The 22369-nt window shown below is 46.8% G+C and carries 20 protein-coding genes and 1 pseudogene; 19 read left to right on the forward strand and 2 right to left on the reverse strand.

Going from position 1 to position 22369, the window contains the following annotated elements:
- The first annotated feature begins 11 nt into the window (after window positions 1-11).
- From iolE to A8806_RS04480, 9 genes are all read left to right on the forward strand, one after another.
- A complete protein-coding gene (gene iolE / locus A8806_RS04440) occupies window positions 12-908 on the forward strand; it encodes a myo-inosose-2 dehydratase (RefSeq protein ID WP_109729980.1) in 897 nt (298 codons plus the stop codon).
- A 23-nt stretch (window positions 909-931) separates the two neighbouring features.
- The gene (locus tag A8806_RS04445; protein WP_109729981.1) at window positions 932-1834 is read left to right on the forward strand and encodes a sugar phosphate isomerase/epimerase family protein; all 903 of its coding nucleotides are present in this window, start codon (window positions 932-934) and stop codon (window positions 1832-1834) included.
- 37 nt (window positions 1835-1871) lie between these two features.
- Entirely contained in the window at window positions 1872-3950 is a 2079-nt protein-coding gene (locus tag A8806_RS04450) for a cytidylate kinase family protein (RefSeq protein WP_109729982.1), read from the forward strand.
- A 119-nt stretch (window positions 3951-4069) separates the two neighbouring features.
- Window positions 4070-5305, forward strand: coding sequence for a helix-turn-helix domain-containing protein (locus A8806_RS04455; protein ID WP_109729983.1), 1236 nt, complete (start codon window positions 4070-4072; stop codon window positions 5303-5305).
- 132 nt (window positions 5306-5437) lie between these two features.
- Window positions 5438-6313: a sugar phosphate isomerase/epimerase family protein gene (locus A8806_RS04460; protein ID WP_109729984.1), complete on the forward strand. Its 876-nt coding sequence runs from the start codon at window positions 5438-5440 to the stop codon at window positions 6311-6313.
- Window positions 6314-6383: 70 nt separating this feature from the next.
- On the forward strand, window positions 6384-7589 hold the full coding sequence (locus A8806_RS04465; RefSeq protein WP_109730225.1) for a Gfo/Idh/MocA family protein: 1206 nt from the start codon (window positions 6384-6386) through the stop codon (window positions 7587-7589).
- Between the two features lie 14 nt (window positions 7590-7603).
- A complete protein-coding gene (locus A8806_RS04470) occupies window positions 7604-8605 on the forward strand; it encodes a Gfo/Idh/MocA family protein (RefSeq protein ID WP_109729985.1) in 1002 nt (333 codons plus the stop codon).
- Between the two features lie 22 nt (window positions 8606-8627).
- Window positions 8628-9491, forward strand: coding sequence for a sugar phosphate isomerase/epimerase family protein (locus A8806_RS04475; protein ID WP_109729986.1), 864 nt, complete (start codon window positions 8628-8630; stop codon window positions 9489-9491).
- Window positions 9492-9582: 91 nt separating this feature from the next.
- Window positions 9583-10983, forward strand: coding sequence for an MFS transporter (locus A8806_RS04480; RefSeq protein WP_109729987.1), 1401 nt, complete (start codon window positions 9583-9585; stop codon window positions 10981-10983).
- Between the two features lie 139 nt (window positions 10984-11122).
- Here A8806_RS04480 and A8806_RS04485 read toward each other — a convergent pair whose 3' ends face one another.
- The gene (locus tag A8806_RS04485) at window positions 11123-11857 is read right to left on the reverse strand and encodes a lysophospholipid acyltransferase family protein (protein ID WP_109729988.1); all 735 of its coding nucleotides are present in this window, start codon (window positions 11855-11857) and stop codon (window positions 11123-11125) included.
- Between the two features lie 272 nt (window positions 11858-12129).
- On the opposite strand from A8806_RS04485, the gene A8806_RS04490 reads away from it, so the two are divergent.
- The 10 genes from A8806_RS04490 to A8806_RS04535 all read left to right on the forward strand — a co-directional run bounded on the left by A8806_RS04490 (window position 12130) and on the right by A8806_RS04535 (window position 21705).
- Window positions 12130-12546, forward strand: a complete 417-nt coding sequence (locus A8806_RS04490) for a protease complex subunit PrcB family protein (RefSeq protein ID WP_109729989.1) — start codon at window positions 12130-12132, stop codon at window positions 12544-12546.
- A 12-nt stretch (window positions 12547-12558) separates the two neighbouring features.
- On the forward strand, window positions 12559-14118 hold the full coding sequence (locus A8806_RS04495) for a DUF3794 and LysM peptidoglycan-binding domain-containing protein (RefSeq protein WP_109729990.1): 1560 nt from the start codon (window positions 12559-12561) through the stop codon (window positions 14116-14118).
- 252 nt (window positions 14119-14370) lie between these two features.
- Window positions 14371-14955 (forward strand): TetR/AcrR family transcriptional regulator, encoded by a 585-nt coding sequence (locus A8806_RS04500; protein WP_181368581.1) that lies wholly within the window; start codon window positions 14371-14373, stop codon window positions 14953-14955.
- On the forward strand, window positions 14952-15431 hold the full coding sequence (locus tag A8806_RS04505) for a flavodoxin family protein (protein WP_109729992.1): 480 nt from the start codon (window positions 14952-14954) through the stop codon (window positions 15429-15431). Before A8806_RS04500 ends, A8806_RS04505 begins: the two co-directional genes overlap by 4 nt.
- A complete protein-coding gene (locus A8806_RS04510) occupies window positions 15428-16081 on the forward strand; it encodes a flavodoxin family protein (protein WP_109729993.1) in 654 nt (217 codons plus the stop codon). The genes A8806_RS04505 and A8806_RS04510 overlap by 4 nt, the downstream gene beginning before the upstream one ends.
- 269 nt (window positions 16082-16350) lie before the next feature.
- A complete protein-coding gene (locus tag A8806_RS04515) occupies window positions 16351-17364 on the forward strand; it encodes a LacI family DNA-binding transcriptional regulator (protein ID WP_181368582.1) in 1014 nt (337 codons plus the stop codon).
- An 81-nt stretch (window positions 17365-17445) separates the two neighbouring features.
- Window positions 17446-18438, forward strand: a complete 993-nt coding sequence (locus A8806_RS04520) for a sugar ABC transporter substrate-binding protein (protein ID WP_109729995.1) — start codon at window positions 17446-17448, stop codon at window positions 18436-18438.
- 121 nt (window positions 18439-18559) lie between these two features.
- Window positions 18560-20041: a sugar ABC transporter ATP-binding protein gene (locus A8806_RS04525; protein ID WP_109729996.1), complete on the forward strand. Its 1482-nt coding sequence runs from the start codon at window positions 18560-18562 to the stop codon at window positions 20039-20041.
- A 16-nt stretch (window positions 20042-20057) separates the two neighbouring features.
- Window positions 20058-21014, forward strand: a complete 957-nt coding sequence (locus tag A8806_RS04530) for an ABC transporter permease (RefSeq protein ID WP_109729997.1) — start codon at window positions 20058-20060, stop codon at window positions 21012-21014.
- Between the two features lie 52 nt (window positions 21015-21066).
- Window positions 21067-21705 (forward strand): SGNH/GDSL hydrolase family protein, encoded by a 639-nt coding sequence (locus A8806_RS04535; protein ID WP_109729998.1) that lies wholly within the window; start codon window positions 21067-21069, stop codon window positions 21703-21705.
- Window positions 21706-21880: 175 nt separating this feature from the next.
- Here the strand turns inward: A8806_RS04535 and rhuM are convergent.
- Window positions 21881-22330 (reverse strand): annotated as a pseudogene (gene rhuM / locus A8806_RS04540) (RhuM family protein); the annotation flags it as partial.
- Between the last annotated feature and the right edge of the window lie 39 nt (window positions 22331-22369).

Raw genomic sequence — 22369 nt, forward strand, 5'->3', positions numbered from 1 at the left:
GAGGAATCATCATGCTTGATAAAAATAAAGTATCTCTTGGAATTGCCCCGATCGGGTGGACGAACGATGACATGCCTGATCTGGGAAAGGAAAATACATTTGAGCAGACAATAAGCGAGATGGCCCTCGCCGGATTCAAGGGCTCAGAAGTGGGCAGTCATTATCCGGCTGATCCAAAAGTATTGAAGAAAGCCCTTGACCTGAGGGGCATGACAATCTGCAACCAATGGTTTTCCTCGTTTCTGATCAGCAGGCCGTATGAGGAGACAGAAGCTGCCTTTATCAAACAGTGCCAGTTCCTAACGCAGGTGGGGGCGAAATGCATCGGTGTTTCCGAGCAGAGCTACAGCATACAGGGAATGCTGGACCATCCCATTCAGGAAGGCAAGTATGTGATGAATGACGAAGAGTGGGAGAAGCTGGTGACAGGCCTGAACAAGCTCGGCAGGATTGCGAAAGACCAGGGCATGGTGCTCACTTTCCACCACCACATGGGTACGGTTGTGCAGACGGAAGAGGAGATTGACCGTTTTATGGAATCTGTGAACCCGGAACTGGTCTTCCTGCTGTTTGACAGCGGGCACCTGTCATTTGCCGGCATTGACCCGGAAAAGATTTTGAAGAAATATGTGGACAGGGTCCGCCACGTCCATCTGAAAGACTTAAGAAAAGAAGTTGTAAAGCAGTCGAGGGACGGGAAATGGAGTTTCTTAAAAGGCGTGCGTGCTGGGACATTTACCGTACCGGGAGACGGGGATGTGGATTTTGCACCGATTTTCCGTATTCTGGAGGAAGCGGATTACCAAGGCTGGGTGGTTGTAGAGGCAGAACAGGACCCGGCGAAAGCAAATCCATTCGAATATGCACTAAAGGCGAGAAAATATATTGCAGAAAAAACTGGTTTGTAAGAAAATGAAAGGAGAGTCTGATTATGAAGATTGCATTTGACGTTGATGTCCTCGCAAAACAGATGGGGATCAGAGATATGGTACATCAGGTTGCGGACTGGGGATATAAATATATCGAACAGTCACCGCATCCGAGGATCAATCCGTTTTACAAGCACCCGCTTTTCTCCAGAGAGTGTGAGGCAGAGTACCGCAGGGCCCTGAGGGAAACGGGCGTGGAGATTTCCTCTTTCATTGTGGTATACCGGTGGTCGGGGCCGACGGAGGAGCAGCGCAGGATTGCGGTGGCGAACTGGAAACGTATGGTGGAGATTGCAGTGGATATGGGCGTGCAGGTAATCAACACGGAGCTTTCCGGCGACCCGAACCAGCAGGAGATCTGCAATGGCATGTGGTTCCGCTCGATGGATGAGCTACTTCCGCTTTTTGAGAAGGAAGGAATACGTGTAGAGATCCAGTCACATCCGTGGGATTTTTGCGAGCTGAATAATGAAACCTGCGACCTTGTGAAGAGTTATCGTTCTGATAACCTGAAATATGTGTACTCTGCACCCCACGGTTTCTTCTATGACCAGGGAAAAGGGGACGTCCGTTCCATGCTGGAATATGCGGGAGACGATCTGAGTCATGTACTTTTCGCAGATACCTTCAACCAGACGAAGGACTGCCGGTATATCCTGAATCCACCGTGGCTGAACCAGAGGGGGAAAGAAGATGTTTCCATCCACCAGCATAACCCGATGGGAGAGGGCGATGTGGATTTTGAAGGAATTTTTGAAACTTTGCGTAAAATGGATTTTGCAAATAAGACATTTAAGGTTGGCGGAGACGCAATATCCTGTGTATCCATATTCGGATACCCGGAACGCATGGATGTAGAAGCACCGCGTGCAAGAGAGAGGATAGAGAAAGAACTCTTGAGATAGGCTCTTACGCAGATAAGAACCGGGAGGAATCTGTATTATGAAATCACCAGCCGAATTATTGAATTTTAAGCAGCATGGGAAGGACATGAACGAATTTGTAAAAGTGCCGGTATCGGAGAAGCTCGCGTATTGTTTCGGCGATCCGGCGCTGACACTGATGTATACAATGACAACCACCCTTCTCATTTATTTCTATACAAACGTTGTGGGAATCTCAGCGGGATCAGTCGGAATGATCATGCTTGTATCCCGTGTATTTGACGGATTTTCAGACGTACTGATGAGAACCATTATAGACCGCACGCATTCCAAATATGGAAAATCCAGAATCTGGATCCTGCGTCTGGCCGTCCCGTATGCACTGGCTGCCGTAGTACTATTTACGATGCCGGGGCTGGGGCCCACAGGGGAAATCATATACGCTTTCGTCACTTATAATATTATGAATACGGTCGTCTATACGGCGATCAGCCAGCCGTTCCATGCGCTAGGTTCCCTGATGAGCCGTGACCGCAGGGAAAGAGATGTTATTTGCAATGTCCGTATGGTTCTGTCCATCACGGCCAGCATGGTCATCACGGCATTTACCCTGCCGCTGATTAACAAAGTAGCCGGGATGATACACAACGAACAGGCGGCGTGGATCATCGTGACGAGTGTATATGCGGTTATCTCCGTGTTTGTACTTCTGAATACATACGCAACCTGCACGGAACGCGTGCAGACTGCACAGAAAAGCAAAGAAAATATTCCGTTCTGGACTGCCTTAAAGGCGACGGTGACAAATCCTTATTTCCTGATTGCACTGGGACTGATGCTGTTTTATACGGTGTACCAGATTATTATCGGAACGGACCTGACCTATTACTGCCAGTATATTTTAGGCAATGTAGATTTAGTTATGCCCCTGTCTGCATCTGAAAAAATAGCAACCATTATAGGTATTGCATTGCTGCCGAAGTTACTGCCGAAATTCGGGAAAAGGAACCTGATTTGTGCAGGGTGCCTGCTCGGGATTGCGGGGCAGCTGCTGTTTCTCCTTAACAGCACAAGTGTGACCCTTGGTATTGCGACCTGCATCATGAGGGGGATCGGAATCGCCCCGTTCTATGGAGTCCAGTATTCACTGCCTAGCGATGCGATCGAGTACGGACAGTGGAAAACCGGGCTGCGGATCGAAGGGCTGATGTTTTCTTCTATGAGTATGGGACAGAAAGCTGGTTCAGGCTTCACATCTGCAATCATGGGTGCTGTTCTTTCTATGGCGGCATTTGACGGGCTGAAAGCCACTGCGGCAGAGCAGACGGCAGAGGCGATCTCCGTGATCAGGACATTTTACCTTTATGTACCGATCGCAATCTGGATCATTATGTTCTTGATTGCCCTTTGCTATAAACTCGATAAAAAGTATGACCGCATGATGCGTGAGCTGATTGCAAGAGAGGGCAAAGATGCAGCCGGATCCGGAGATACAGTGGATATCCCACAGTCAGTAAACGGAAACAAAATCAATATTGCCATCGGACGTGTCTATGGCGCAAGCGGAAGAAGGATCGCAGAAGGCCTTGCAAAAGAGCTTGAGTGCAGGGTTTATGACAGGCAGATTATCTGTCTGCTGGCAGAGAAGCTGGGGCTGGAAGACGCACAGATGGGAGATGTGCAGAAATATCTGGACTCATACAATGAAAATGAACCTCTTACTTTCTCACCATATACATATCCGGCAGCGGGAGTTGCGGAGGATATGACAGATGTGAGCATGTTTACGGAGCAGAGCAGAGTGATTCTGGAACTTGCAAGTAAGTCTCCGGGAGTATTCCTCGGCCGCTGTGCAAACTTTGTACTGGCAAAGCAGCCTCATACATATTCGTTCTTCCTGTATGCGGATGATGAGTACCGTGAGCGGGAGGGCGCCGAGTATTATGAGGGTCAGAGTCTGAAGGAACTCAAAGAGAGGGATGAACAGCGTAATGAGTATTACCGGAAATTCACAGGTGCCAGAAGGGATGACCCGAAACATTACGATATGGTAGTAAATGTCGGAAAAACCGGAGTGGAAGGTGCGGTGCGCATGATACTCGATTATGTTGAGAAGAAAGAGAAACAGAAGGGTTGATGATTCTTCCTCGTACACTACTTTTTGACATTGAACAGCTTTTTTAAAAGTGTCTGTGTGTAGAAAAGGGCACGGATATAGTATATAATGTTGAAAAAAGAAAGTAGTGAAGGAAGTCTATGACGGTTGATTTTATGGAAATGTGGAAACACGTTGTTTGGTGCAGCAATATTAATCTGACATTGGTAAAATCCGGGACAGATGACATACCGGATTTCGACCTGGGACTCCGCCAGACGCTGCTGCAGCCGGGGGAAAAGGAATATTTTATCCAGTTAATCAGAGATTTTGGCAGAGAGGGAACGATTTGTTATGTAAATGATTATTTTGATGTGGAATACAGTGTAGTCCCGATACCAAAGGAGGAGCCATATGGGGATTTTGTGATTCTGGGGCCTTACAGGGACGGATATCTGGATCAGGTACAGCTGAATGAGCTGATGGAGAGAAAGGCGATCCCCAGAAGCTATGTGAATGAAATGAAGGAATACTACAACGCTGTACCGATTCTGAATAATATGGACCAGTGGAGAGAAATGTGCAGAACCATGACGCGGGTCCTGTATCAGGAAAAAATGCGCATCCGGGAGGAATATGTGACCCTGACGGGACTCATAAGCGAATATCAGTTTGAGACAGCAAAAGATGTACTGTCCTTTCGAATGATTGAGGAGCGCTATGCCGTCGAGGCGGATATGCTGAAGGCGATATCCGCCGGTAATACCGAAGAGGCTGTGAAAGCTTTTAACCTGATGGGAAAATACAAGGTAGACAACAGGTACAAGGACCCGGTACGCAATCTGAGAAACAGGCTGGTTATTGCCAATACTGTGTGCCGGAAAGCGGCCGAGGCGGGAGGTGTCCATCCGGCTCATATAGACGCCCTGTCTGTCGAGATGTCTAAGCGGATTGAAACAATCAGCAGGAGACAGGAATACGACCGCTTTATTGAAGAAATACTCCGAAAATATTGTATGCTGGTGCGCAACTACTCCCTGCGCGGCTGTTCTCCGGTGATTCAAAAAGTAGTGAACCATATCAATTTAAATCTGACAGACGATTTGTCTTTAAAACGGATGGCGGAAGAGTATTCTGTGAATTCCAGTTATTTATCAACTTTATTTAAGAAAGAGATGAGCGTGACTTACTCCGATTATGTAAACCAGCAGAGAATCAGGCAGGCCATAAAACTTCTTAATTCCACTAATATGCAGATTCAGGATGTAGCTTCGGAAAGCGGCATCTATGATGCAAACTACTTTCGAAAACTATTTAAAAAAATAATTGGGATGACGCCCACCGAATATGTCCGGCAGGTAAAGAGTTATCCGAAGAATGCAGGACCCCTTAATTGAAAAGGGGTTCTATTTTTTTGTTTATAAGATAAAAACAAATCATATTACCTGAATCACCAATATTTGTCCTGCTGGATTTTAAATATCCGTGCTAGAGTGTGTTTACTCGATAAAATCTGAAGGAGGGAAGAAATGAAAGAGAAGTTTATGATTTCCGGATTTGCAGACGAAATCAGTGCCGATTTTACAACCCAGCTGGAAACCGTAACGGGACTGGGGATGCACTACATTTCACTCAGGTCTGCAAATAGAAAGGGGATTGAAGCGTACACGGAGGAGGAAGTAAAAGAACAGCTTCTGCCTGAACTTGCACGGTTTAAAGTTCAGGTATCCTCACTGGGGTCCCCGATCGGCAAGACAGGGGTGGAAGATGAAGAGGGGTTTCAAAAGCAGCTTAAGCAGCTGGACACCCTGTGCAGGATTGCAGGGATTTTAAACTGCAGATATATCCGGATCTTCAGTTTTTACATTCCAGATGGAAAGAACCCAGAGGACTATAGGGAGACGGTTTTTACCAGAATGGCCCGGTTTTTAGAAATCGCCCAAAATTATGGATTGGTTCTCCTCCATGAGAATGAAAAAGGGATTTTCGGTGATACCAAAGAACGGTGCAGATTACTAATGGAAGAATTTAGAGACCCACACCTTCGCTGTGCATTTGACTTTGCTAATTTTGTACAGTGTAAAGAAGATACCGAGGCATGCTGGAATCTTTTAAAACCTTATATTTCTTATATCCACATCAAAGATGCACAATCTGGAAATAAGGAAAATGTAGTATGTGGAACGGGAGATGGAAAGATTCAAAAGCTTCTGACACGGGCCATCCGGGAAGAAGGGTATGAGGGATTTTTAACGCTGGAACCCCATCTGGTACTGTTTGATTCCCTGTCATCTCTGGAAAGGGAGGATGCGAAGAGTATTATCCGCGAGAACAAGGCGAAGGACGGAGCAGAAGGATATGCCATGCAGTACCATGCTTTATGTAAAATTCTGGAGGGGATGTAAATGTATCTTCCGGCTGGGAAACGAGATTCAAAAAGTGCAGTTTATAAAAAATGAAAAGGAGAAGGAAGTTATGGAAAAAAAGATTCGTTTTGGACTCATTGGTATTGGTGCCCAGGGAGGGGCCTATGCTGGTTTTTTAACAGGTAAGGGAGGAGTTCAGGGAATCCCGGCGCCAGAGTGCCCGCCTCACTGTACTCTGGGTGCCCTGTGTGATATTGATCCTGAGAAAGAAGCAATCTGCAGGGAGAAGTATCCGGAAATTCCTTTCTATAAAGACTGGAAGGAGATGGTGAATTCAGGAGATGTGGACGCCGTGGTGACTACAGTCCCCCACTATCTGCATCCGGAAATTGCCATTTACTGCTTAGAACACGGCTGCCATGTACTGGTGGAAAAACCGGCAGGTGTTTATGCAAAGGCAGTCCGCGAGATGAATGAGTGTGCGGCAGCCCATCCTGACGTGGCGTTTGGAATCATGTTTAACCAGCGTACGAACCAATTATACCAGAAAATAAAAGCAATAGTGGATTCCAAAGAGCTGGGTGAAATCCGCCGTTCCAACTGGATCATTAATTCATGGTGGAGGCCGGACAGTTATTACCGGCAGAGTGACTGGCGGGCCACATGGGGCGGGGAAGGCGGAGGGGTTCTTGTGAACCAGGCTCCCCACCAGCTGGATTTATGGCAATGGATCTGTGGCGTGCCGAGTAAGGTATACGCCAAGTGCCTGTATGGATGTCACAGAGAAATCGGTGTGGAGAATGATGTGACTATCGTGACCGAATACCCGAACGGGGCCACGGGAAGCTTCATTACCTGCACCCATGACCCGATTGGTACGGACCGTCTGGAGATTGACTTGTCCGGCGGGAAGATTGTGGTTGAGGGAAGTGCGACAGCCACGGTGATACGCCTTAAAAAGAGTGAAGCCGAGATGAACGCCACGCTGAGTATGCTGGACGTGATGCAGCTTGTACAGGGGAATGCAGCGAAATCCAATGAAATGTTCACGGTGGAAACCTTTGAGAACGCCGACTGCTGGGGCGCACAGCATATGACGGTTATGGAGGATTTCGCATTACATATCCTGACGGGGGCCCCTCTTCTGGCACCGGGATCGGAGGGGATTCATGGTGTGAACTTAGCGAATGCAACTCTGCTTTCTTCGTGGCTGGGAAAGGAAGTGGACAATCCTGTAGATGAGGACTTATATCTCGAAGAGCTTAATAAGCGGATTGCTGAAGAAGGCTTGTTTCCTGTACGTCAGGGGAAGTGAAAGGAGGATGGAGAATGAAGAAAGCAGCCGTAATCGGTCTGGGGGATATATCTGGCATTCATATCCGGGCGATTCAGGAAAATCCGAATATTATGCTGGCAGCTGTCTGTGACATTGATGCAGAACGGAAAGCTTATGCACCGGAGTCAATCCCATTTTATACAGATTATGAAGAAATGCTCAGACAAGAGAAGCCGGATTCCGTCCATATCTGCCTGCCGCATTATCTGCATGTACCCGTATCCCGGGCATGTATCGGCATGGGGGCCCACGTATTCTGTGAAAAGCCTGCAGCTATAAATGCAAAGGAGGCTGCAGAGTTTGCAGCTTTTGAGAAGGAACACCCAAAGATGCACATAGGAATCTGCCTGCAGAACCGTTTTAATGAGTCTGTCGAAATGCTAAAGAAAATCATTGACAGCCGGGAGTATGGGAATGTGACAGGAACAAGGGGAAGCGTCTTATGGTGCAGAACCAGAGAATATTATGAGGAAAAACCGTGGCGGGGAAAATGGAAAACCGCCGGGGGCGGATGTATGATTAACCAGTCCATCCATACGCTGGATTTACTCTATTATCTGGGCGGCCCTGTAAAAGGGGTAAAGGCATCCTCAGGGCAGCTTCTGGATTACGGGATCGAGGTGGAGGACACGGTTACGGCACGCCTTATTTATGAGAGTGGCGCTTCCGGATTGTTTACAGCTACCAACGCGAATTATAAAAACGAGAGCGTTCAGATAGCGGTGCAGCTTGAAAGGGCGGAATTTGTAATCATGGATAATATTTTGTACCGTCTGATGCCGGACGGCGGCAAAGTGGAATTGGCAGAGGACAATAAGGTTCCGGGGACAAAGTTTTATTATGGGGCCAGCCACGGCAGGCTTATTACACTGTTTTACGATGCGCTTGAAAGGGAGAGCCAGAACTACCTTCACGTATCGGATGCGGTAATGAGCATGAGGCTGATAGATGCCATACAGAAGTCTGGAAGAACCGGTCAGTTTATTACTTTGTAGAGATAGAAAGGAACGTAAAATCATGAAAAAAGGATTAATTGGTGTTCAGATGAGCACGATCAAAGAAAAAATAGATGAATTAGGCGCATATGGTACTTTAGAGGCATGTGCAAAGCTGGGGTTCCACTGCGTGGAAATCAGCCAGATTCCAATGACGCCGGAGAATGTAGCGGGAATGAAAAAGGCGTGTGATGATTTCGGAATTAAGGCAGCAGCCTGCACAGCAGCTTTAGAACCGATAACCCCGGGGATGCCGGGAGAATACCTGACTGAGAATTTTGAAAAAATTGTAGAGGACTGCAAGATATTAAATTGTGATATGCTCCGGATTGGCATGCTCCCGATAAGCTGCATGGGCAGTGAGGAGGAGGCGCTGGATTTTGTGAAACGGGCGGACGAAATGGCGCTTAAACTAAGAGAGAGGGGCATTGACCTCTACTACCACAACCATCATATGGAATTTATAAGATATGGCGGCCGGTATCTGCTGGACATTATCAAAGATACCACAAAACAGATGGGGTTTGAGCTGGACATACACTGGATTAAGAGAGGCGGGGAGGACCCTGTGGAATACATAAAAAAATATGCAGGACGGATCCGTCTCCTGCACCTGAAGGATTACCGCATTGGACAGATGAAGCTGCCGGAAGGTGTGTTTGATTCTGCATCCTTTATGCAGGCATTTGCAAATATGGTGGAATTTGCCGAAGTGGGAGAGGGAACACTGCCAATTAAGGAATGTATGGAAGCCGGTCTTGCGGGAGGAAGTGAATATTTTCTGATCGAACAGGATAATACATATGGAAGAGATCCCTTTGAGAGCCTGCGTATCAGTAAAGAACATCTGACTGAGATGGGATATGGAAACTGGTTTGAACTGTAGGCATGTTAAGGGACATGCGTAAGGCCGGGCGGAAAGGTGCCCGGCCTTACAATTAAAAGGAACGCATGAAAGATAAGAGGAGGAAGATTTTATGGGAGCTAACAATACTTCGATAAAAAAATTTGGATTTGCTGATAAGCTGGGATACATGTTTGGAGATTTTGGAAATGATTTCACATTTATACTGTCTTCTATGTTCCTGCTGAAATTTTATACAGACGTCATGGGCGTTTCTGCGGGGTTGGTGGGACTGATGATGATGGCGGCCCGTTTCGTGGATGCCTTTACGGATGTAATCATGGGACAGATTACAGACCGAAGCAAGGTGGGGGCAAAGGGGAAATTCCTGCCCTGGATCCGCAGGATGTGCGGTCCGGTGGCAGTCGCATCTCTCCTCATGTATGCCAGCTGGTTTCAGGACATGAGCATGGGATTCAAGATATTCTGGATGTTTTTTACATACCTGCTGTGGGGAAGTATCTGCTATACGGGCATTAATATACCATATGGTTCTATGGCGTCTGCTATTTCCAGTGAGCCTGCTGAGAGGGCCCAATTGTCTAACTGGAGGACCATCGGTGCCACACTGGCTAATACGGTTATCGGCGTTGCACTGCCGCTGTTCGTTTACTATACCGATGCGAATGGAAACAGTGCTTTATCAGGAACGAAAATGAGCATTGCAGCACTGGCCTGCTCTATATGTGCGGTAATCTGCTATATCCTCTGTTACAATATGACCACCGAGCGGGTTAAGCTGCCGCAGAAGACAGAAAAATTTGACTTGAGGGAACTGCTTGGCAGCCTTGTAAAAAACAGAGCCTTAGTAGGGATTGTGGCGGCCTCCATCTGTCTTTTGCTGGCCCAGCTGACACTGGGTGCGATGTCGTCCTATATTTACCCTAACTACTTTGGGAATATCAGGGCACAGTCTGCATCAGGGCTGGTCAGTACGGCTGTTACACTGGTCTGTGCAGCGTTTACCGTAAAGCTGTCCCAAAAGTTCGGGAGAAAGGAACTGGGAATCATGAGTGCCTTATTTGGAGCAGGTGCACTCGTAATTACATTTTTCCTGCACACCCACAATGCATGGGTATTCGTAGGGATGTATGCACTGGCTTATAGTGGGCTTGCTGTTTATAGTCTGATCTGCTGGGCGATGATTACCGATGTCATTGATGATACAGAGGTGCGGACGGGAGAGCGCTCAGACGGAACCATCTATGCAGTCTATTCCTTTGCACGTAAGCTGGGGCAGGCGGCATCTTCCGGGCTGACGGGCGGCCTGCTTGCAATTGTAGGATATACACAGGCTTCCGCTTATGAGGAGAGTGTTGTGAATGGGATTTATAACATTACCTGTCTGGTACCTGCCGCGGGCTTCATTCTTCTGGCAGTTGTTTTAAAATTTTTATATCCATTAGGGAAGAAGAGAGTGGAAGATAATGCAAGAATACTGGAAAAGAAGCGCAGTGACCATGCTGCGAACTGATCCTGCCGGAAAGTCAGATAACTGGGGAAATTAGAAAAAGCATATCCCCACCGGAAATTCAATGCTGCGAAACATGAATTCCGGTGGGGATATTTACGTTTTATCACTTTAAAAGATGCATTTAGATACTGCTCCGAAACTATACAAGGTCTGCATTCTTGCGTATCGTTTCCTGAATGATATTCTGTACATAACTTCCGATATGCTTCTTGTCTTCTTTATCCAGATTGTTCGGATAAATTGGTTCTCCGTATTCAATGACAACATGCACCTTTTTAATTCTTGGAAATTGTTTTTCAAATATGGCACATGTGTTATTCATAGAAACAGGAATGATCGCACAGTTTGTCTTGGTAGCGATTTTAAATGCGCCGTCTTTGAACGGGAGCATACTTAATTCCTCGCCTTTGTTGCGGGTCCCCTCCGGGAAAATACAGATGGAGATTCCGTTCTTGACATAATCGATTGCCTGTAAAATCGTCTTGAGCCCTTCCTTTGGATTCTCTCTGTCAAGGAACAGGCAGTAGAGATAACGCATCCACGTGGAGAGCAGCGGGATGTGCTCCATCTCCTTCTTTGCAACATAGCCGGTCAGCCGGCGGCAGCGGGAGTATGTAAGCAGGATATCGAAAAAGCTGCGGTGGTTCCCGATAAAAAGAACCGGCTCGTCCGGTACATGCTCTTCTCCGATCACGGTTGTCTTAACACTTGTAAACTTCAGGATGACTTTGAATGCCCACTGCACAATGCGCAGGGAGCTGTAGTCCCTTTTTTGGCGGTTAAACTTTCCGATGATCCATTCGACCAGAAAAACCGGGATCGAGAGTATCAGAAACGTCACCAGAAAAATTACGACACAAATAAATCTGAACATAAGGAAAATCCTCTTTTCTTAATAAATAAAATATACCAGAAGGGAACCCCCTCCTTAGATATTTGCTTTTCAATTATACTAAAGCATACAGCAAATAACAAGTAATGAGAAGGATATTTGCGGCATTTTTTTCTGTTTTACAGCTATCTTAACCTGTTTCTATGTCAAAGGGCAAAGGAGTTTGACGGTTACTGTGCATAGTAATGTTTGGTGGTATATTTATCTGCCCCGCATAATAAGATAATAGAGAGAATATACCGCGGGGAATGGATATGAAGAAACTGTATTCCAGGATATTATTTCTGTCGGTTCTTTTGTTAGCGCTGACACTGACGGGCTGCATCTCGCGTCCGCAGAAAACGGAAAAACTGCGGGATCTGGATTTTACCGTCATGGATAAGGAAAAGGTGCCGGATGAGTTAAAGGCGGCGATTCAGGAGAACAGGGATATGCCTTTCAAGCTGACCTATGCCGATCAGGGATACCTGTATATTGCGGAGGGGTACGGGCCGCAGAAGAAAAGTGGGTACAGCGTGGAAGTGACAGGGCTTTATGAAACAGAAAATGCTGTTTATATACATACGAATCTGCTGGGACCTGAGAAGGGCGAGAAAACACAAGATGTGGTCACATACCCTTATGTGGTGGTGAAACTGGAATATATTGACAAAAATGTCGTGTTTGATTAGAGGAGGACGCATATGGAATTGATTAAAAAACAGGTACATTACACACAGGAAGGGAAACGGACATTTGACCAGTTCTATCTGGACGAGGATTACAATGTTCCTGACGCAAAGGAAGACGTCCAGCAGATTATCCAGGGCAGCGGGACGGTAAAAATAGAGGACATTAAGCTGGTAGAGAATTACATACGCATCTCCGGAAAATTATATTTTCAGATTCTTTATGTGACAGCGACAGGCGATCCACAGCCGGCGGTTCTGGACGGGAAGATTCCTTTTGAAGAAATGGTGTACACTGACGGCGGGGAGATGGAGAGCTATTTTATTCAGAATATCCGCGTAGAATTTACTTCCACACTCGTGCACTCCCGCAAGCTGAGCATCCGCGCGATGGTAGAAATGGAAATCGGCAGGGAAAAGCTGGAGGACGAGGAAACGACCGTGGATATCGACAGTTCCGTTCCCATTTACAAGAAAATGAAACGTGTAAACCTTCTTGAGCTGCACACGACCAAAAAAGATACTTACCGGATCAAGGAAGAAATCACCCTTCCCGGCACGAAAGAAAGTATAGGGCAGCTATTGCTGACCGACGTCAGCAGCAGAAAACTGGAGATACGGCTCGGTCAGGATGAAATGCAGCTGAAAGGCGAAATGCTCGTATTTTGTATGTATTTATCCGAGGACGGGAAGACAGACTGGCTGGAGCAGACCGTTCCTTATGAGGGCCGGATTGAGTGCGGCGGTGTGGAAGAGGGCATGTATTACTATGTACACAGCAGTCTGGAAGACACGCTCGTGGATATCCGTATGGATGAGGACGGAGAAATGCGTTTGCTGGGTATCGAAGGGACGCTGAATCTAAGAATGAATATTTATGTGGAGGAAGAGGTTGAACTTCTGGAGGATTTATACTCCCTTGAACAGAATTGTGGATTTGAGACAAGGGAAGCGGTTTATGAGGAGCTGCTAGTCCAGAATTATTCGAAATGCAAGGTATCCGAAAGACTGTCCCTTCCAGAACTTAAGGATGACGTCCTGCAGATATGCCACAGTGAGGGCAGTGTCCAGATTGAGCATATGGAGCAGACGGATGCCGGTATTCAGATAGAGGGAATCCTGCATCTTAATTTCCTGTACCTGAGAGCGGATGATGCCATGCCGTTCGGCGGCTGGCAGGGAATGGTGCCTTTCTCCTACCTTTTAGAGTGTCCGGGAATGACGGAAGACGTGCGCTACAATATTTCTTACCATGTAGAGCAGCTTTCTGTGAATCTGGCCGGCAGTGAAGCGGTAGAAGTCAAGGCAGTCCTCGCATTCGATATCTTCATGCGAAAACCGGTTCCAATGCAGGTAATTACCGATGTGGAGCTGACCCCGGTATCTATGGAAGAAATGGAGAAACGTCCGGGCATTGTCGGATATGTCGTGAAAGACGGAGATGAGCTGTGGAATCTGGCAAAGAATTATATGACAACGATAGAGGGCATTAAGGAAGTCAACGAACTGGAGGGCGATTCGATCAAGCCGGGGGATAAACTGCTGATCTTCAAAGAGAATATGAGCATTTTGTAAAAAAAGGCTGCCGGGCAGGGCTGTCTTAGAAAAAAGGGAACGGAAGGATATGCCGCGGATGATGCGTCCGCGGTTTATATCTGTAAAGGAAACTTTATTCTGGGGCAGCCCTGTCTGCTTTTTTTACCACGAGAAGCGGGCCAGGCGGACAAACCTGTTTGATGTATCCTCTTGACAAAGAGACAATAATGGTTTAAACTGACTATAATGACTAAAAATAATAAAAACAGTCAACAAAAAGGAGAAGCCAATATGCCCAAGATTGTTTCAGAGGAAGAGCGCGGTCTGGTTAAGGATGCAATGTATGATGCCACGATCGGGCTTATCCGGAAAAAAGGAGTACGCAAGGTAACCGTGGATGATATTACAGAAGCCGTAGGAATCAGCAAGGGAGCATTTTATATGTATTATCCATCAAAAGAAGTATGCATCTATGAAGTGCTTAAGCAGAATGAGAAAGCATTATTTGCGCGCATGGAAGAGATTATGCAGCAGGATCTGCGTGACAGGGAACGGTGCGCAGCACTGATCAGGGAAGTGATGCTGTCACAGGACAGCCTGATATTATTTTTATCCCCGGCCGACCTGGAGATCCTTCTGAGAAAACTGCCTGCCGAATACAGGGAGCGTGAGGCGAAGAAGTCTGATGATTATTTTAAGAGGAGCCTCGAACTGCTGAAAGTGGGAAATGACAAGATGGAAGCGGTCGCAATGCTGACGGACTGTTTAAGTGTCGTTGCCTCTAATGAAATGTTCAGCGAGCGGGGAAAACAGGAGGCTCTGGATGTACTTGTGATGGCAATGGCGGATTATATTTCAAAGGAGGAGAGCGTATGAGGACAGTAATCGTCAGTGAGAGGGAAGATACCCCGGCTGCGGAAAAAGGAACCTTTATACTGGATTTGTCATCGAGGGAAGTCCGGGACTGCACCGGCTGCTGGAGCTGCTGGCAGAGAACCCCGGGGCGGTGTGCATCCCATGACCTGGATGATTTTTACAGGGCGTTTATGCAGGCCGATAAGGTCATCTTTTATATTGGCGTATCCTGTGATTTCGTAAGCGGGAAGCTGAAAACACTATTTGACAGGATGATCCCCCATTTTCTGCCCTATACGACTTACAGGACAGGGGAATCCATGCATGTGACGCGGTATGATCATTATCCGGAGATTGAGGTTTATTACAAAGGAGATTTCAGCAGCCGTGAGGCACGGATACTATATGAAGAATATCTGGGCCGTGTCTTTTATCATTTCCACATTCCAAAAGTATTGATTCACTCTGAAAATGAGAAGAAAGAGAGAACAGCATGAGTACTCTGATTATAAATGGCTCCCCTCGGGGAAAGAATGGAAATACGGAAATCTTTATCCGGCAGTTTTTATCTGGTGCGGGTGAGGAATATCCGGTCAGATATGCAGTAAAAGAAGACCCGGAAACCCTTGCGGAAATGCTCCGGCAGTATGATACGTTACTCATTTTTATGCCGCTGTATGTCCATGCAATGCCCGGGATTGTGATGAAGCTGTTCGAACAGATGCGCCCGTGCGGGGAAGGGCAGAAGATTGGGTTTGTCGTGCAGGCAGGCTTTATAGAAGGGGCGCAGGCAAGATTTTTAGTGCGTTATTTAGACCAGTTTGCGGGACGCTTAGGGTATGAGAACCTTGGCACCGTGACCAATGGCGATGCGGCTGGGACATCGATGCTTCCTGAATTTATGAACAGAAAGCGGTTCAAACATCTGAATGCGCTGGGGGCAGGCTTCGCCGGAAAGGGACAGTTTGACCGGGAAGCAGCGGCCCTGCTGGCGGGGATTTATGAGCTGACGCCGCAGAAAGTGAAGATGTTAGAGGCAATGAATAAAATCGGGGTAAGCCATATCATGTGGAAGAAATTCTGGCGGGATAACGGGCAGCTCGAACATGGACTGGACCGGCCATTTCAACCGGATTCTTTTGGGTAATATGTATAAAAAGAAAACGAAAAGTTTGTGAAAGATTACGAAATGAGCAAAAACTGTTGACAAATCAGGGGACAGATAGTATATTTGATTTAGGGAATGGGAACGTTCCCTAAACGATAAACATATATACGTCAGTATATTTTATATTAATAAAACACCAGTACTTATTTTTTTACACTTTTTCGGGAACGTTCCCTAACAACTTTTATGGTAATGAAGCGGACATTCTTGTATAATGAAATACAAAGCACATGAAAGGAAGTTCGCATATGAGTACAATATTTGATGTCGCAAAAGCGGCAGGAGTATCAAAGTCAACCGTGTCCAGAGTGTTGAATGGAGAAGACGGGGTAAAAGAAGAGACAAGGATAGCTGTGGAGAAAGCGATTAAGGAGCTGAAGTATTCCCCCAGTTATTTTGCACAGGGAATCCGTACAGGGCGGACGAAGACAATCGCGATGATGGTTCCCGAATATACGAATATATTTTACAGTGAGATGTTCCGCGGGGTGGAGGATGTTGCCCTGGAATATGGTTATATGGTACTCGTCTGTAATACGGAGCGCCATGCCAACGCGGAGATTGAATATACAAAGGAACTGCTGAAGAGGAAAGTAGACGGGATTATTTATAATACATATTCTAACAGTGAAGCCATGCTGAATTACTTAAAAGAATTATCGAGGCAGCTCCCGGTTGTGTTTACGAATAAGATTTTTTCAGAGAGTGATGATGTAGCTTATGTTTATACAGATGGATTTAAGGGGAACCGCAGGGCGGTCCATTATCTGTACGAGCATGGCAGGCACAAGATCGGATATATCAGAAATACCAGCGATATCAGTGTGATTGAGGAACGGTACGAAGGCTATCTCCAAGGGCTGAAGGACTGCGGGCTGCCGTACCGCGAGGAGTTTGTTTACCGGATTACCCAGAAGAAGGAGCCTGACTATATCAAATTAGGGCATGAGGCCGCCGAGTATTTTATAGGGCTCGAAGAAAGGCCGGATGCCATACTGGCTGCGATTGATACACTTGCAATTGGATGTGTGCAGCACCTTCAGAAGAAGGGGGTCAGAATCCCCGAGGATATGAATATCATTGGGTTTGATAATATTTCTTTAAGCGAGATGATTGAACCTCCGCTGACGACGATCAGCCAGCCTATCCGAAGGATGGGCCAGAAGGCTGCTGAGATTGTGATTGCCAAAATTGAGGGCAGAGAGACGGAGGACCATATTGTATTTGATGGAGAACTCATTGTGAGAGAAACGACGAATTGATATTTCCCTTTTCCTGAGGCCTGGCCGGCATACCTTCTGGAAAAGGTGAATATAAAGCCAAGCGAACAGGGAGGAAATACAATGAAGAAAAGAATATTAAGTGTGATTTTATGTACCGTCATGGCAGTAAGTCTGGCGGCTGGATGCAGCAGCAAAGGCGGGGAGGACAGTCCTGCTTCTGATTCGGGCAAGGAGGACAATGCAAAGGATGACGGGTACAAGCTCGGGATTTCCGTTCTTACGATGTCTGGACAGTTTTTCATCGATATGGTGGATTCTGCACAGGCAGCAGTGGATGAGACTGGCGGGGAGCTGATCGTCAATGATGCGGACAACTCTTCCGAGACGCAGGTAGCGGCGCTGGAGAACTTTATCTCGGCAGGTGTTGACGGCATTATTGTGACGGCGGTTGATACGGAAGCAGTAGCGCCGGTTATTAAAGAGGCAAAAGAAGCCGGAATCGCGGTTGTCTGCCATACTTCCAAGGTAGACGGTTATGATGCTTATATCGGGGCTGATGAGTATCAGTTAGGATACACACAGGGACTTGCTGTCGGCAAGTGGATTGCTGATAACTGGGGGACAGATGAGAAGATTGAAGCGGCGACCTTGAATTATGACCTTTTGGAATCCGTAATCCAGAGGAAGGTCGGAATCATGGAAGGTGTAGCCGAGAACGCACCGAATGTAGAATTTGTTGCTGACGCGACAGCAGCGGATCAGGCGGAAGGCATGACTGCCACGGAGAACTTCCTGCAGGCGAACCCGGACTTAAGGATTGTGTGCGGAGTCAGCGATGGCGCGGCTCTCGGGGCATATGAGGCATTTAAGGCAAACGGCATGACCGATCCGAAGAAATACATTATCGCAGGTGTTGATGCGACAGAAGAAGCTTTGAACAAGATTTCTGAGGGGACAATCTACCAGTTTACCGTCGACCAGAATCCGACAGCTACAGGGAAACAGCTTGTGGAGACCTGTGTGAAGGTGATCAAAGGTGAGGATGTCGAGAAGGACTTTAATCAGGAACTGGTTGCAGTGACACCGGACAATATCAAAGATTATGTAAAATAAAATTGTGAAACGGGATATTATATTCTGTTTGAAATCAAAAACGGCATCGTTTTTTCTGGAGATTATTGCCTCAGTGAAAAGGCGATGCCCTTTTTGCACCATTTTTTAGAGGAGGAAAGGTATGCAGGCAGTACTGGAACTTAAAAACATTACGAAGGAATATCCCGGCGTAAAAGCGCTGGACCATATCAGTATCCAGTTTTATCCCGGAGAAGTCCATGCATTGATGGGCGAGAATGGTGCCGGGAAGTCAACCCTGATCAAGACGATATCCGGTGCCGTCAGGCCGAATGCCGGCAGTATATATTTTGAAGGAACGGAATATGGGAATATGACACCGGCACTATCACAAAAGCTGGGAATCGGGGTGATTTATCAGGAATTTAACCTGGTTCCCGAACTTTCGATCGCGGAAAATATATTTCTGGGACAGAAATTGAAGAAGGGACTCACTATAGACAGGAGGCTTATGAACCAGAAAGCGGAAGAGATCATGAAGGAGTTTGGAATTGAGATTGATGTAACCGCCCCTGTAAAAAGCCTGACAGTCGCCTACCAGCAGCTGGTAGAAATCGCAAAGACGATTACGGGGGATGTGAAGGTTCTGATTATGGACGAACCTTCTGCCCCGCTTACGACGAGAGAAATCGAGGCCATGTTTGGCATTGTGAATAAATTGAAGGAAAAAGGCGTGTCAGTCATCTATATTTCCCACAGGATGGAGGAAATCTTCCGCATTTCAGACCGGATCACGATTATGAGGGATGGCCAGTATATCGGTACAAAGCTTACAAAGGAGACGAACCGCCCGGAACTGATCAATATGATGGTAGGCAGGACTCTGGAGGAACAATTCCCGAAAGCTGACAGGGAGATCGGGGAGGTCGCGTTAGAGGTGAAGCATCTGTATACACATGCGCTGCTTAAGGATATCTCTTTTTATGTCAGGAAGGGGGAGATCCTCGGACTGGCCGGGCTTGTGGGGGCAGGAAGGACGGAAACGGCAAGGGCAGTTTTCGGGGCAGACCCTATAGCGCAGGGTGAGATCTGGATTGATGGAAAGAGGGCGGATATCTCGAGCCCGAAGGACGGTATTAAGGAGGGGATTGCCCTGATTCCGGAGGACAGGAAGAAGCATGGTGCACTTCTGGAGATGTCGATCCGTGAAAATATCTCTTTTATTTCGATCAAGGGTATCTCGAAAGGATCTATTGTCAATCGAAAGAAGGATAAAGACTTATCGAACCAGTTTATCGAGCGTCTGAGAATCAAGACTCCTTCTATGGAACAGCTGACAAAGAATCTGTCAGGCGGGAACCAGCAGAAGGTCGTGCTTGCAAAATCGCTGGCAGGAAAATCTGATATTATCATCTTCGATGAGCCGACAAGGGGAATCGATGTGGGAGCAAAACAGGAAATCTATGTCCTGATGAACGAGCTTGCACGGGAGGGGATGGCAATTATTATGATTTCATCGGAAATGCCGGAGCTGCTAGGCATGTCAGACCGGATCATGGTTATGCATGAGGGCGAAGTGACGGGAGAACTTTCAAAAGAAGAGGCGACCCAGGCTAAAATTCTGGATCTGGCTTCAGGAAAATAATGCGGGAGGATATCAGATGAAGAACAAAAATATATTAAAGCAGTTCAGCACAGTGATTATTTTGGTCGTGCTGATTGCATTTTTCTCAATCATGACAGATTCATTTTTAGCGGCGAAAAACATTTTCAATATACTCAGGCAGGTCGCGGTGCTCAGTATTTTATCCGTAGGGATGACTTTTGTAATTATTTCCGGCGGAATGGACCTTACGGTAGGGTCCCTTCTTGGGCTGACGGGCGTAATTTGTGCAAAACTTCTGGTGGAAGTAAGGATTGCCCCTGTGCTGGCGATCCTTGTTACACTTCTGGCCGGAGCGGTTTTCGGGACCGTCACGGGTTTTCTGATCGTGCGGCTGAAAGTATCGGCAATCGTCATTACACTCGGTATGATGACAGTTGCGAGGGGGCTTGCTTATATCATTTCGAGCGGACTTCCTATTTATAAAATACCGGAATCTGTCGTAACACTGGGGCAGGGCTACGTGGGCGGAATCCCGGTTCCGGTCATCATTATGCTGGTCATCGTACTCTTCGCAGGCTTTATCCTGAACCGCTCCTATTTTGGACGGTATATTTACGCGATAGGGGGAAATATAGAGGCCGCGCGGCTGGCGGGTGTATCTGTCGATAAGATTACCGTTTCCCTCTATTCGATCAGCGGTTTTCTTGCAGGAATCGCAGGTACCATCCTGATGGCGAGGATCAGCTCCGGCGCCCCGGCTTCTGGTACAGGCATGGAGATAGAGGTCGTGACAGCTGTTGTAATCGGCGGTGTCAGCGTAAACGGCGGAAAAGGGAAGATATCAGGTGCATTCTTAGGAGCCTTAATCATCGGAGTACTTGGCACGGGACTGACGATTATGAATATCGGTGAGTACTACCAGCAGGTTGTGAAGGGGCTGGTACTAATCCTTGCGGTTGCCTTTGATGCATTTTCCAATCGTGAAAAAGTGAAAAAGCTGAAAGCCGATTAAGGAAGCTGGCCGAGGGTTTATTTTTAGAATATGTAAAAGAAAGAGGAGTAGCATGAGAACAATATTATGTTTCGGAGATTCCAATACATATGGACTGAAATCAGATTTACTGACGCGATATCCAAGAGACGTAAGATGGACAGGAGTCCTGCAAAAGAAATTAGGCGAAGATTATTACGTCATAGAAGAAGGCTTGGGCGGCAGGACGACTGTGTGGGATGACCCGGTAGAAGAATATAAAAACGGGAAGAAATACCTGCTTCCCTGTCTGGACAGCCACAAACCGCTGGACCTTGTCATTGTCATGCTGGGAACGAATGATTTAAAGATACGTTTTTCGGTATCGGCATTTGATGTATCGGTGTCTATGGAAAATCTGATACGGACCATCATAAAATCTGACGCAGGAATCGATTTAAAGGCACCGGAGATTCTGCTTGTCACCCCTGTCCCCATCCACAGTGTAAACAATCCGGATCTGGACCAAATGCTGGCTGGTGCGGAGGAGAAAAGCAGGATGCTGGCCCACTACTATGAAGAAATTGCGGGAAAGTACGAGATACATTACCTGAATCCGGATGGGCGGATCGAGATCAACGACACAGACGGTATTCATTATACGGAAAAGGGGCACAGGCAGATGGCTGATATAATAGAAGAAAAAATCAGGGAAATCTTTCCGGAAAATTGAGCCGCTGTGACGGGGGATGCCGGGAGGGGGGAACGCCCTCTCCCGCTATGTTTCATTTACAATTTGACTCTAGTGTTACATCCGGCAAGTAATTATACTTCTGCTGTGCCTGCTCCGTGCCATTGCGTCGTTAAAATTCCTAGACGATGGCACCCCATCGCCGTCGGAATTTTGCCTAGCACTGGCACGAATCATGCATAGCAAAAGTATAATTACTCACTGGATGGAACACTAGCAAAAACTTATCATAATCAGACATAAACATTCTGTCCTGTACAATGCGATACCTTTCAAATTCGGTTTCTGCGTGGAGTTTTGCCTGCTCTGCACTTATCTTGCCAGCATCTGTCAGTATCTCATTACCGTTGAATTCCAAAAATCCATCCAACCTTTTGGCCCAATCCTCCATACTCATGGGAATCTGACGTTCTGCCTGAAGCTCCACATAATCGAGGTATAAGGACACGATTCTTTCCATATAGGATATTTCTTTATCATTTAAATAATTTTTTGCAATAGTGACATCTGCTTTTACAATTTTTCCTTCTGGAGCGGCTTCCCATGTAGTCAGCCCCATATGTGCTTTTTCAGCATCTGCACGTTCCACAATCAATTCTGCGGCTGTTATTAAGAATTTCTTAATAACTGAATGGTCTTTCATATC

The sequence above is a fragment of the Faecalicatena orotica genome, assembly GCF_003149245.1.
Taxonomy (GTDB): domain Bacteria; phylum Bacillota; class Clostridia; order Lachnospirales; family Lachnospiraceae; genus Faecalicatena_A; species Faecalicatena_A orotica.

What these genes read in the sequence shown, in the direction of transcription:
- iolE (WP_109729980.1), top strand. Translation starts at nt 12, where the DNA reads ATGCTTGATAAAAATAAAGTATCTCTTGGAATTGCCCCGATCGGGTGG.
- A8806_RS04445 (WP_109729981.1), top strand. Translation starts at nt 932, where the DNA reads ATGAAGATTGCATTTGACGTTGATGTCCTCGCAAAACAGATGGGGATC.
- A8806_RS04450 (WP_109729982.1), top strand. Translation starts at nt 1,872, where the DNA reads ATGAAATCACCAGCCGAATTATTGAATTTTAAGCAGCATGGGAAGGAC.
- A8806_RS04455 (WP_109729983.1), top strand. Translation starts at nt 4,070, where the DNA reads ATGACGGTTGATTTTATGGAAATGTGGAAACACGTTGTTTGGTGCAGC.
- A8806_RS04460 (WP_109729984.1), top strand. Translation starts at nt 5,438, where the DNA reads ATGAAAGAGAAGTTTATGATTTCCGGATTTGCAGACGAAATCAGTGCC.
- A8806_RS04465 (WP_109730225.1), top strand. Translation starts at nt 6,384, where the DNA reads ATGGAAAAAAAGATTCGTTTTGGACTCATTGGTATTGGTGCCCAGGGA.
- A8806_RS04470 (WP_109729985.1), top strand. Translation starts at nt 7,604, where the DNA reads ATGAAGAAAGCAGCCGTAATCGGTCTGGGGGATATATCTGGCATTCAT.
- A8806_RS04475 (WP_109729986.1), top strand. Translation starts at nt 8,628, where the DNA reads ATGAAAAAAGGATTAATTGGTGTTCAGATGAGCACGATCAAAGAAAAA.
- A8806_RS04480 (WP_109729987.1), top strand. Translation starts at nt 9,583, where the DNA reads ATGGGAGCTAACAATACTTCGATAAAAAAATTTGGATTTGCTGATAAG.
- A8806_RS04485 (WP_109729988.1), bottom strand. Translation starts at nt 11,857, where the DNA reads ATGTTCAGATTTATTTGTGTCGTAATTTTTCTGGTGACGTTTCTGATA.
- A8806_RS04490 (WP_109729989.1), top strand. Translation starts at nt 12,130, where the DNA reads ATGAAGAAACTGTATTCCAGGATATTATTTCTGTCGGTTCTTTTGTTA.
- A8806_RS04495 (WP_109729990.1), top strand. Translation starts at nt 12,559, where the DNA reads ATGGAATTGATTAAAAAACAGGTACATTACACACAGGAAGGGAAACGG.
- A8806_RS04500 (WP_181368581.1), top strand. Translation starts at nt 14,371, where the DNA reads ATGCCCAAGATTGTTTCAGAGGAAGAGCGCGGTCTGGTTAAGGATGCA.
- A8806_RS04505 (WP_109729992.1), top strand. Translation starts at nt 14,952, where the DNA reads ATGAGGACAGTAATCGTCAGTGAGAGGGAAGATACCCCGGCTGCGGAA.
- A8806_RS04510 (WP_109729993.1), top strand. Translation starts at nt 15,428, where the DNA reads ATGAGTACTCTGATTATAAATGGCTCCCCTCGGGGAAAGAATGGAAAT.
- A8806_RS04515 (WP_181368582.1), top strand. Translation starts at nt 16,351, where the DNA reads ATGAGTACAATATTTGATGTCGCAAAAGCGGCAGGAGTATCAAAGTCA.
- A8806_RS04520 (WP_109729995.1), top strand. Translation starts at nt 17,446, where the DNA reads ATGAAGAAAAGAATATTAAGTGTGATTTTATGTACCGTCATGGCAGTA.
- A8806_RS04525 (WP_109729996.1), top strand. Translation starts at nt 18,560, where the DNA reads ATGCAGGCAGTACTGGAACTTAAAAACATTACGAAGGAATATCCCGGC.
- A8806_RS04530 (WP_109729997.1), top strand. Translation starts at nt 20,058, where the DNA reads ATGAAGAACAAAAATATATTAAAGCAGTTCAGCACAGTGATTATTTTG.
- A8806_RS04535 (WP_109729998.1), top strand. Translation starts at nt 21,067, where the DNA reads ATGAGAACAATATTATGTTTCGGAGATTCCAATACATATGGACTGAAA.